Origin of the sequence: Atopobacter phocae ATCC BAA-285, from assembly GCF_000526675.1 — a bacterium.
Classification (GTDB): Bacteria; Bacillota; Bacilli; order Lactobacillales; family Aerococcaceae; genus Atopobacter; species Atopobacter phocae.
Map to the genome: position 1 here is coordinate 1 of NZ_JAGN01000051.1, position 10,712 is coordinate 10,712.

13 protein-coding genes are annotated in these 10,712 nt (G+C 29.8%); 9 read left to right on the plus strand and 4 right to left on the minus strand.

Features of this window, described 5'->3' with window-relative positions; translation table 11 throughout:
* Both L866_RS0107410 and L866_RS0107415 read right to left on the minus strand, forming a co-directional pair.
* On the minus strand, positions 1-234 hold a 234-nt coding region (locus L866_RS0107410), incomplete at its 3' end, for an IS256 family transposase (protein ID WP_025730644.1).
* A gap of 118 nt (positions 235-352) precedes the next feature.
* The gene (locus tag L866_RS0107415; RefSeq protein ID WP_025730646.1) at positions 353-589 is read right to left on the minus strand and encodes a helix-turn-helix domain-containing protein; all 237 of its coding nucleotides are present in this window, start codon (positions 587-589) and stop codon (positions 353-355) included.
* Between the two features lie 344 nt (positions 590-933).
* Here L866_RS0107415 and L866_RS0107420 point away from each other — a divergent pair, with 344 nt between their 5' ends.
* The 7 genes from L866_RS0107420 to L866_RS0107450 all read left to right on the plus strand — a co-directional run bounded on the left by L866_RS0107420 (position 934) and on the right by L866_RS0107450 (position 6,020).
* Positions 934-1,800, plus strand: coding sequence for an ABC transporter ATP-binding protein (locus L866_RS0107420; RefSeq protein WP_025730648.1), 867 nt, complete (start codon positions 934-936; stop codon positions 1,798-1,800).
* Positions 1,801-1,804: 4 nt separating this feature from the next.
* Positions 1,805-2,557 carry a membrane protein gene (locus tag L866_RS0107425; protein ID WP_025730650.1) on the plus strand — a complete coding sequence of 251 codons (753 nt, stop codon included), beginning with the start codon at positions 1,805-1,807 and terminating at the stop codon, positions 2,555-2,557.
* 39 nt (positions 2,558-2,596) lie between these two features.
* Positions 2,597-3,325, plus strand: coding sequence for a LytR/AlgR family response regulator transcription factor (locus tag L866_RS0107430; RefSeq protein ID WP_025730652.1), 729 nt, complete (start codon positions 2,597-2,599; stop codon positions 3,323-3,325).
* A 245-nt stretch (positions 3,326-3,570) separates the two neighbouring features.
* The gene (locus tag L866_RS0107435; RefSeq protein WP_245578444.1) at positions 3,571-4,566 is read left to right on the plus strand and encodes a GHKL domain-containing protein; all 996 of its coding nucleotides are present in this window, start codon (positions 3,571-3,573) and stop codon (positions 4,564-4,566) included.
* Between the two features lie 259 nt (positions 4,567-4,825).
* On the plus strand, positions 4,826-5,038 hold the full coding sequence (locus L866_RS0107440; protein WP_342664133.1) for a helix-turn-helix transcriptional regulator: 213 nt from the start codon (positions 4,826-4,828) through the stop codon (positions 5,036-5,038).
* Positions 5,028-5,465, plus strand: a complete 438-nt coding sequence (locus L866_RS0107445) for a DUF6773 family protein (protein WP_025730658.1) — start codon at positions 5,028-5,030, stop codon at positions 5,463-5,465. Before L866_RS0107440 ends, L866_RS0107445 begins: the two co-directional genes overlap by 11 nt.
* Positions 5,466-5,711: 246 nt before the next feature.
* Positions 5,712-6,020 (plus strand): hypothetical protein, encoded by a 309-nt coding sequence (locus L866_RS0107450; protein WP_025730660.1) that lies wholly within the window; start codon positions 5,712-5,714, stop codon positions 6,018-6,020.
* A 240-nt stretch (positions 6,021-6,260) separates the two neighbouring features.
* Here L866_RS0107450 and L866_RS0107455 read toward each other — a convergent pair whose 3' ends face one another.
* Positions 6,261-7,871 (minus strand): hypothetical protein, encoded by a 1,611-nt coding sequence (locus L866_RS0107455; protein ID WP_025730662.1) that lies wholly within the window; start codon positions 7,869-7,871, stop codon positions 6,261-6,263.
* Positions 7,864-8,559 (minus strand): ATP-binding cassette domain-containing protein, encoded by a 696-nt coding sequence (locus tag L866_RS0107460; RefSeq protein ID WP_025730664.1) that lies wholly within the window; start codon positions 8,557-8,559, stop codon positions 7,864-7,866. The genes L866_RS0107455 and L866_RS0107460 overlap by 8 nt, the downstream gene beginning before the upstream one ends.
* A gap of 388 nt (positions 8,560-8,947) precedes the next feature.
* On the opposite strand from L866_RS0107460, the gene L866_RS0107465 reads away from it, so the two are divergent.
* Together L866_RS0107465 and L866_RS0107470 are read left to right on the plus strand one after the other, a co-directional pair.
* Positions 8,948-9,484 (plus strand): hypothetical protein, encoded by a 537-nt coding sequence (locus L866_RS0107465; protein WP_025730666.1) that lies wholly within the window; start codon positions 8,948-8,950, stop codon positions 9,482-9,484.
* Between the two features lie 1,037 nt (positions 9,485-10,521).
* Positions 10,522-10,712 (plus strand): transposase (locus L866_RS0107470; RefSeq protein ID WP_025730667.1); only part of this gene is annotated, 191 nt, incomplete at its 3' end.

The window sequence follows — 10,712 nt, forward strand, 5'->3', positions numbered from 1 at the left end:
TAAGCGAAGTGTGCCTACCCGCGTTGTAAAGTCTCGTTCATAATAGCCATTTCTTTGACTCTGACGACTTTCGGATCGTTCATAGTCATCAGCCTGGATATATTCTGTTCGCTGATTTTCCATCAACTGGTTGAACACTGTTGTCAAAATGTTTTTAGACACATCATCTTTTACCGAATGTTCAATAATGCTTTGAACCTCTTCGCTATTCAGTGTAAAATGTACTTGGGTCATATAAAGTCCTCCTGGGTAGGTTTTCTGGTAAAAACATTGTACCGTAAAAGGAGCTTTATATGGCCTTTTATCTTTTACACAATTATATGGACTTTATCGGATTTAAACTATATTAATACTAATCAATGTGAATCGTAAGAGGTTTATTAAGAGTAACGGCAATTTTGCTCATGGTTTCGATGCTAGTGCTATTTAAACGCTGGATAAGTGCAATGATAGATTGTGGAACATGTGATAGGTCTGCTAGTTCACGCTGGTTAAGCCCAGCTTTTTGACGTGCGTTGTAGACAGCTAGAGCGCTCACCAAGATAGCTTTTTCTGGCAAATAGTCAGATTTGAAGTCATCATTTTTCAATTCTTCATTTCTTCATTTTTTTAATATGATAAAGAGCCAATAAAAAAGCATCAGCATCTTGCTGGTGCTTTTTTCTAGGATTAATTCAAGATAATAGTTTTGCGTTGTTAATATTGAATTATGATCTAATCTCTTCAATCAGTAAAAAAAATTAACCATTTACTACAAGGAAACAGACAAAATAGCGCAAGTTAACTTCTATTTGATTGAATTATCATATACTGAATGTATCAACAGAGCTGTTGAAATAATTCAAACAACAAAGCTATAATGCTTAAATTTTCTATAAAGAAAACCCAAAAAGCAGATTGTGCAATAGCTTCAGTTTCAGTGGAGTAATACTCATGAATACCATATTACGAGCAAGTCATTTAAGTAAATCTTTTGGTAAACAGGAGGTGTTAACTGATATTAATTTTGATATTCAAGCAGGGGATATTGTGGGATTGATTGGAAAAAATGGTTGTGGAAAGACCACTTTAATGAAGATGATATTAGGGCTCACCTCAATAACGCAAGGTGACATTCAATTTGAAGGTGATTCGAAATATTATACTAAAAGAAAGACGTTAAATAAAATTGGCTTTCTCTTAGATTGTAAATTATTCGAAGATTTTTCTGCATATGATAATTTAAAATTATTCTCTATGTACTCTTCAACATTTAATCAAGAAAATTTAGATGAACGAATTGATAAGTTGTTGAATTTTGTAGGTTTGGATAATAGTAAAAAATTAGTAAAGTCTTATTCATTTGGTATGAAGCAGAGACTAGGTTTGGCATTGGCCTTATTAGATGATCCCGAATTTTTGATCTTAGATGAACCTTTTGTGGGTTTAGATCCCACAGGAGTTAGAGTTCTTCTCGATTATATTGTAAAGTTACGCCGTGAAAAAGGAGTTACCATATTAATCTCATCACATCAGTTACATGAAATTGAAGAAATTTGTGATTATTTCTTATTTATAAATGAAAAGAGCATCGAAACTCATTCTAAATTGGGGGACAATAAAATAGTTGTTACTTTAGAACATTTAACGACAGAGCTAGAGAAAAGTTTGAAAGGTTTAGGGGATATAAAAGCAGATCAGATTATTCTACCACATGATATGTCGTTGTTAAATGCAACTCTAAAGTGCATTTACAAGTATAACTGTGACATAAAGGATATCACAATGAATGATTGTATCGAAGAATTATTTAGGGGGTAAAAAAATGAAATCTATCATTTTAGCAGAACTATATAAATTATTGAAGCGGAAGAACTTCATTGTTTTAGCGGTGTTATCATTGTGGTCGTTGATTTACGGATTTGGTGCTTTTTTACACTGGGATTTTGTAAAATTTGGAGCCAAATTAGATTTAGTCACCTTTACCACAACGATGTGGACTTTTTTACTCATATTAACCATCCCACTATTATTAATTTTATATACTTCTTCCTCTATTTTAGGCGGAGAAATTCAAGGCGGACAAATTTTACTAGAAGTGAATCGAGTTGCTAGTAAGAAAACATTGATTATTTCCAAGTATATTGTTGTGATCCTCTCGATATTGTTTTTGTACATACTAAATGGTTTGTCATCAATTATATCATATATTTTCTTTTTATCTAAAACTGAATTTGGTTATACGCGCTTTTGGGAGTTACATTCTACAAATGTACAGTCAATAATAATTAGTTTAGTTAATTTAGGTTTTGTTCTCTTACTCGCTAGTATAGCATTTTATTTATCGCTACATCTTTCGGCAATAGTTGCTGCATTTGCTAGCCTGGGTATTTATTTTTTATGTCAACTTTTGTCGTATATGGCGATTATTTCTAAATTTATCCCGGGCTATTTTTTTACTGTGCCTAATTATCACTTTACAGTTGGATTAGCGTTGTTTCATTTGTTAACATATGGCTTAATTTGTATGTTGTTGTTAGGTGCTACTATAAGAGTGTTTGAAAAAAAGAGCTTATAAGTGATAAAATGTTCTAAAAAAAGAAAGTTGTGAAAGAGGATGTACAGAATAGCAATTTGCGATGATGATAGCCTACAGGTTAGTCATTTGGAAGCTCAAATTTCAAAGTATTTTGATGAGATTAATGTGCAATATGAAATTGATGGTTATTATACAGGTGATCGTCTAGTGAAGGCAATGAGCGATCTGGCAGATAGCTATCACTTGGTATTTTTAGATATTGAAATGGAAGGAATCAACGGAATTGAGACTGCAAAATTATTAAGGGATATCAATCGAAATTTTATCTTGATTTATGTGACAAGCTATGAACAATATGCCTTAGAAAGTTTTGAAGTCTCTCCATTTCGTTATCTAATAAAACCTGTATCTCTAGAAAAATTAAGAGTTGTACTTAGGGACGTTCTCGTAGAATTAACTGCTAAACGGAAGTTTCTATTTTATCAAGTAGGTACAGAACACTTTCAAGTATTCTTAGAGAATATTGTGTACCTTTATTCTGAATTGGGTCGAAAAATCCATCTCGAATTGGTGAATGATAGCAGTGTATCGTTTTATGGAAAAATATCCACAATTGAAGAAGAGTTACCTCAAACGCATTTTGTTAGAGTTAATAGTGGCACAATAGTTAATTTAGATTATGTTGCATCGTTTAATAGAAGTGATGTGACAATGATAAGTGGAGAGTGTATCACGATTAGTAGAAGTCGAAAGAAAGCGGTAGTGGCAGCGTACAATCAATTTATTGAGAGGAGTTTTGGATTATGATTGATCTCTTTAAAACAATTGGCCTTCTCTCACTTTTTTTATTTCAAAGTTTTGTTATTTTTGTTTATTTACGGCATTTTTTTGTTATCAGAATATCAAAAATTAGATTTTATTGCTTTATTTTTTTTGTTTACTTTATTGGTAGGACATCAATAATAGTGAATCAGGATACGTTTATAGATTTCAAATTTTTATCATTGTTTTTTACTTTCTTAATTCTTTTCTTCTTTTTATCTGGAGATGTGATGAAAAAAACATTTCATTTCTTCTTTTTGATTTTTTGGTTCTTGATACAAGAAGATATTGCACTTTTACTATTTAACCATACGCCACAAACTAAAGTGTTTGTTATTCTTTTGGTTCAATTCATATTGATACTATTGACGCTTTTATTCATATTAGGATTGAAACGATTCAAAATAGATAATTTAATCGGTCTGAATAAAATAGAATACGGAATTCTTTCAATTACTCCACTTTTTTCTATTGTGTTGCTGTTATACAAAACGACATTACCTCTAATAGAAGTTCTTGCGTTTGATAGCTATTTATGGCTGATAAATATCGTTATAATCGTACTTTATAATTATTTGAGTGAAAAAAACTACAATATTATAAAGCATAAAATAGCTTATGATGAAAATAGTATGACGAGTGAAATCATAAAACAAGAAAATGAGTTAGCCGTCCTTAGACACGATTTAAAAAATATTGTTTCTTCAATTGATTTTTACGCAGATAATAACGATTGTGAGAACATTAAACTAATTACTCAAGAGATATTGGGGCAGGAAGTGTTTAATCGTAAAATTACAGGATGCATACCGATTGATGCTATACTAAATCAAAAAATTTCTAAAATGAAAAAGAGTGGAATTCTATATTATTTAGACTTACAAATTCCATATAATTTGAATCTAAAATCTATAGCTATTGATACATGTGCTATTCTTGGTAACATTCTTGATAATGCGATAGAAGAAATCGAGCGAACGGGCTTAAAATCGCCAATTGATATAGTATTACGGTTTAAAAACAATAAATTAGTTTTTAAAATTGCTAATCCGATTAACAGCCTTGGTGTAGCTATTAATTATGATGGAATGAAATCGATAAAGGCCCCTGATAGACAAGGCATAGGAATAAAAAGCACTTATGATCGGGTGATGAAATTGAAAGGACATCTAAATATTAGTGTTAAGTCAAATCAATTTATTGTATTAGTTGTAATTCCACTATAAGCGAAATGAGTACGTAGTGTTATAGTAATAATTTTATATTTAAAAATATAGTCAAATAAATGTACTGCCTCCTAAATCCTTGGTTAGATTTAAGGGGGCAGTACATTTTTATTAGAAGTTTTTTAGAAATTGAAAGGTGATGCTACATGATAATAAATAAGCACTTCAAAATATAATTTAGTGATGTTCTAATTTTTAGCAACATATATATTGCTTTTGCAATTTATATATGCTATTATTTTGTTGGAAAGGGGCGATAATTTTGAAAAACATAAAAATTAAAATGGCTAGGTTGGAAAAAGAAATGACTCAACAAGACTTGGCAGAAAGGATTGGCGTAACAAGACAGACGATTGGATTAATTGAAGCCGGAAATTATAACCCAACGATAAAATTATGTTTAAAAATTTGTTATGAGTTAGATAAAAGTTTAGATGAACTATTTTGGGAGGATAAGGAAAATGAAGAATAATATTGTAGATGAGAGAATTGAATTATCGAAGACAAGTACCAAAGCAGAAGCATTTAACTTGATAGTGGTATTTTTGTTTATTTCCATATTAGCAGATATATTCATCATCAAAGCGTCATGGATTCAAATTATTGATAAATTATCTATTATGTTTTTACTTGTTTCCTATAATATGATTGCTAATTTTTATAAGAGTAATTTTGTTTCTATGCCTGAGTTAAAAGTACATTTTATTAGATTGATTTCAATGGTTTTATCTGCAGTAACAGTGACGATACCTCTTTCTGTCAAAAATTACTTGGAATATGGCGAAAAATATTCAGGTATTTTTGATATCGCATTTATCTGGGTCGTTGTATTGTTTTTTATACAATTTTTGATTTTCTTTGGAATACTGTACCTCTTCTTAATTAAAGAAGATAACTAAAATGGAGTCTGTTCCTCTCTATAACCTCTAAAGAAAAGATGTTATAAAAGAAGGAATTAAATTATCAAATCAAAAGAAACTATTATGAAGTTTTTAGGAATAAATAGTTTGTTGTGCTAGTTGTGATTTATTTGCGTATGAAGTACGATTAGACTATAGCGTTAATCATTTATTATCAACAAGAAGAAAGTATCATTACACCTTAAATGATTAATTAGATCAGAAAAATATTTAAAGGAGGTAATGATGAAAGTATTTATATCGATACTATTAATTTTTTGGGGGATAATTCATATTTTAATTTCGATACTAAATGGTAAATTAAGTAATATTAATAACATCATAATGATGTTTGGCGGTCTATTTGTTTTAATGACTGGTATTTTAAATTTTTTTATGGATGATAACAAAATAATAGTCCTAGTTATAGGGTTCCTACTGATGTCATTAGCAGCATTATTAAATGGGAAAAGAAATCAAAAAATTAATTATTCGCATCATATAGTTAGATTTGTATTGGAAGCTACCGTAACATATATTTACTATATTTTTTAATGAAGGTAAATTGTAGTATGTTTTAGATTGGCTGAAATAATAGAAAAAAGTAATTAAACAGATCTCTTTTATTAGGGCTGAGACGCTTATAATGAATAGGAGATCTGTTTTTTGATTGTCAAATTGAAACACAAACAAGTGACTTTAAAACTTATGCTTATAAACTGTAAAAAAAAACGCCTGTCACATTATCGTCATTTTGAACGGATGTGATAAGCGGTTTTTAATAGTTTGAATTATTTATCTCAACTTAAAGCGTTTGGTTCCAAATACATGGACGGTATATGTGCCTAAAACGACATATAAGATAACAAATGCAAAAAAGCCAAAAACTAAATATTCTGCATAAGATAATAAGGCAATCATACCAAAATACAAATTGTAATTAAAGAAAGTGAGTATACCCGTATAAAACGGATTTTTTATGGTCATCTGATTAGTAAACGGTTGAAACATGTAATAGGCGAAAAGAAAATGAAAAGTCATGAAAATATATCCACTAATTAAACTGATAATCATAAGTAAAACTTGTTTTGGATCGAATATATCCCAATGATAGTAAGTGAATAATAGACCAATCAGTAGGACAATAAATTGAGGTGAATTATATTTGAGCAGTTGCTTGATTCTAAATATTATCGAATCGGTTATATTTTTTTTCGTTCGATAAAACGGAAATTTTAATAGTTTGCGATCCATATAGTAAAAGCTTGTACGAGTGAAAAATTCTCCTAAATACAATCCTCTAGCGATTAAAATAGCAATTAATGGAATGAATTGAGACAAACCACGAACATCTTTTTGCGAAAATAAGTCAAAATATTTTAACGCATTAAAAGCTATGATAGTCACACCGATGATTCCCACTCGAAAGAGTATCTTCTTTTTAAAAACCGAGTTAATTCGGTCATAAAATAGCTTATTAATATAGATAATTCCTTTATCATTTGAATAATGAGTCGTGGTTAATCGAATTTGATTGTCTTTGACTTGTGCCGACTGGGTATTGGCTTCAGCGATAGTTTGTTTTGTTTCGATTAAATGACTCATATTTAGTGATTTGAAAATAAACTGTTCTAAGTAACGAGTTTTTATATTGAAAATAATGGTTAGTAAGAGTAAAAAGAGACCTAAAACTAAAAATTTAAGTGAGAAAAATAAATGATAGTCAAATCCTAAGTTTAAGAAAGTTCCTAGTACTCCCAAAATAAATCCAACACCAGCAACAGAAAATGAGAGATAACTAGCTAATTTTTCTCCTAGATGATAATTATTTTTAAATAAATAGAGATATAAACTTCTCATGAATAGTCGTAAACCAGTGACAAAAATAACAAAAGAAAAAGCTTCATAAAAAGAAATCTTTAATATAAATTGAAAGAGGGACATAGCGACACTAAATCCGATAATTTTAGGACCATAAATTAATAAGTCATTGACAAAAGCGTACAATCTAGGATTGACGCGTAGGATTTTAATGTGCATATATTTAGTTTCATTATTTTCAAAAGCTCGAAAAATTTCAAAACTCATGCCTACAATCAACATGGCGATGGTGAGATAATAGGGACCATATTTTGAAAAAAGGATTTGTTCTGAATCAACAAATTTATTGCCATAACTTGGGAGAAGTATGCCAATAATAACGATAAATACTATATTTGAAAAAATAGCGGACATCAACTGATAGATTATTGCAAGAGGCACGCCCCATTGGAATACGAAATTTGCTTGATATAACTTAGTTGAAACAAATTTCCCCAATACAGGTATTTTTTGTAAATAGAAGATGAGTCCATTGTAAAAATTAATCAGGTTATATTGAATTAAAAAAGTGAACGTTCTAATCATTTTTTTTAGACTCCTTTAAAAGTTCAACAATTTTTCTTTCAAAGTGTTCATCATTTTGTAAGTGCTCAAATGGCATTAATTGACCATCATGTAATATGACAATTTCATCGCACAAATCGTTGGCCAGTTCAAGAATATGGGTGGAAAGAATTAAAATATGATCTTTTTTTAAGGCTTTTAATATTTTTTTTATTTCGGCAGCCATTACGACATCAATCGAAGTTAGTGGCTCGTCTAATAAAATAATTTTTTGTTTCCCAATGATAATGGACAGTAAAGAAAGCTTAGATTTCATTCCGTGAGAATAATCTTTGATTAATAGATGTCTATCCTCTCTTGAAAAGTCCATCAAATCTAAATAATGATCCGGTGTTTGACCATCTCCATTGAGATCATTAAAAAATTTGACAAATTCATATCCAGTTAAGAAATCGGGTAAAAAATTTTCGGAAAAAAGCATACCCACGTGTTCATAGTTAATCTCCAAAGTCTCCCCATTTTCTTCAAGATAAAAGCGACCATCATTTTTTTCTAATTCCCCATAAATAATGTTAAACAGGGTCGTTTTACCCGCACCATTTTTTCCTAACAGTCCATAAATTTTACCTGATTCAAATTCAAATGAGGCTCCTTTAAGTACCTGTTTGTCTTTGAAGTCTTTTTTTAACTGTTCGATTACTAGTTTCATTTATTTCAACTCCTTACAGGATTGTTAAAATCACTATTTAAATAGTAACATAAAATAAAACCTATTGTAATCGCGCGATGGTTAAATAAAGTATATTATATTAATTAAATCAGCAGCTCTATCAATAATTGCTATATATGTAATAGTGTGGTGAGGATAAATGTAGTGGGATGAAAAATACGATACTTTGTGTAAATTAAAATTTAAGTGAATTATCAAACAAAAAATCATTTAATTGTATTTTATTTTTCATTTAATCAATATCTAATATAATACTAACCTATTTATTTGTATAATATATTTTTTAAAAGTATATATTGACGAATGATGTTTTTTCGTATATATTTAGTTTTATCAAAAAATAAACACATATATATGGAGGGAAACAATGAAAAACAAAGGTATGCGAACAGTAGTTAGTTTAGGTGCAGCAGCATGTATTATGGGATGTGCTTTAATTGGTGGTAAACCAGAAACAGTAGAAGCATCACAAAGACTTGAACGATATGAAACAGTAAGTCCATGGTATGACTTTAGAGCATCGAAAGGTGATATTAATGCAATAATCAAGAGAAAAAGAGCAAATTATCATGGTCGTTTAGATGCTTTTTTTGCTAACAAAAATATTAGTTGGGATAAGTTAGATGATTTAAGACATAGAATAGATCATACAACCGACGAAAAAGATCTTAAATTTTTAGGAGTGGCAGTTGATGCATTAATATTAGAATGGCAATATAAGGATTTTTTAGGAAATAACCGTAATCAAAATCAGGATTTATGGGAAAAGTATAGAAATTTACAATTATTTTATAAATCACTTATTTTAATTGGGAATGAAGATAAAGGTTTTCATATGTATTTCGCGCAACAGCGTAATGCATTAGACGATTTTAAAATGGAATTAACAAACAGAAATAAGTAATATAGTTGAGAAGATGAAGTACTATTAAGTACTTCATCTTTTTTTGTGTTTAATCATATCAGTTTGAATAAGGCATTCAGCCAGTACATGATATAATATACTAGAGTTTTAGAGATATTTTTATAAATGAGTGGATGTCATGATGGAACAACGTGTAGTAGATGAAAAGGCTACGTTGGTTTCTTATTATCTTCATACAGTAGTGACCATTCAATGGTATTAGGACAAAGAATTGTGTCGACAAGTTAATGGCGTGAGTGAACGATATACCGTTGAACGCTTGAAGCGGATGTATTCGTATTTATCCATACATGGAGCGTGTTATTATATACAATATAATGATCAATTAATTGGTGATGTAACTTTACAAAATAATGCGGAAATAACTATTGTGATTTGTAATACGTATCAAAACCGACATATCGGGCGCAAATTCATTTGCCATATAATGAAATATGTATAGAAAAAAGGTTTAAAGAAGTTCGAGCGCATAATTATGCTTTCAATCGGTCGGTTTTTGGATAGTGGAAGAAAGGGGGGGGGTCGACTACAATGAATGATTGTTGATAACTAAGAGACGGATTCATAAAAAAGGAAATTGAGTAAAATAAACAGCTGAAATTTTTCGAGAACGGACAAGATGTACAATTTTAGTTGAAGATAATTTTTTTAAGCACTATAAAAAAGAGAATATTTAATGTTGATCTATTAGTATTTTATGATGAGTAAAGAATTTGATTAATACAGACACAAAGTTATTAACTGTTTAACTTCTAAATTGTTGAGATAAGATCAATGCTTTTTGAGTAAGATATTTATTAAAGGTATTGAAGTCTAAATATATCAATTTAATTGGTTAAAACATGATTTTTAGAGACAATTAAATGAATTGTGGATCATTAGACATAATTACTGCCATCTTTAATTAAGGGATATATAGATAAAGTCCATATAATTGTGTAAAAGATAAAAGGTCATATAAAGCTCCTTTTACGGTACAATGTTTTTACCACAAAACATACCTAGGAGGACTTTACATGACCCAAGTACATTTTACAATGAATAGAGAAGAGGTTCAAAGCATTATTGAACATTCGGTAAAAGATGATGCCTCGAAAAGCATTTTGACAACAGTGTTCAACCAATTGATGGAGAATCAACGAACAGAATATATCCAGGCCGATAACTATGAACGAGCAGAAAGTCGTCAGAGCCAAAGAAATGGCTA

Bases quoted from the DNA above. Each gene is read 5' to 3' on its own strand.
- L866_RS0107420 (WP_025730648.1), top strand. From the start codon at position 934: ATGAATACCATATTACGAGCAAGTCATTTAAGTAAATCTTTTGGTAAA.
- L866_RS0107425 (WP_025730650.1), top strand. From the start codon at position 1,805: ATGAAATCTATCATTTTAGCAGAACTATATAAATTATTGAAGCGGAAG.
- L866_RS0107430 (WP_025730652.1), top strand. From the start codon at position 2,597: ATGTACAGAATAGCAATTTGCGATGATGATAGCCTACAGGTTAGTCAT.
- L866_RS0107435 (WP_245578444.1), top strand. From the start codon at position 3,571: ATGAAAAAAACATTTCATTTCTTCTTTTTGATTTTTTGGTTCTTGATA.
- L866_RS0107445 (WP_025730658.1), top strand. From the start codon at position 5,028: ATGAAGAATAATATTGTAGATGAGAGAATTGAATTATCGAAGACAAGT.
- L866_RS0107450 (WP_025730660.1), top strand. From the start codon at position 5,712: ATGAAAGTATTTATATCGATACTATTAATTTTTTGGGGGATAATTCAT.
- L866_RS0107455 (WP_025730662.1), bottom strand. From the start codon at position 7,871: ATGATTAGAACGTTCACTTTTTTAATTCAATATAACCTGATTAATTTT.
- L866_RS0107460 (WP_025730664.1), bottom strand. From the start codon at position 8,559: ATGAAACTAGTAATCGAACAGTTAAAAAAAGACTTCAAAGACAAACAG.
- L866_RS0107465 (WP_025730666.1), top strand. From the start codon at position 8,948: ATGAAAAACAAAGGTATGCGAACAGTAGTTAGTTTAGGTGCAGCAGCA.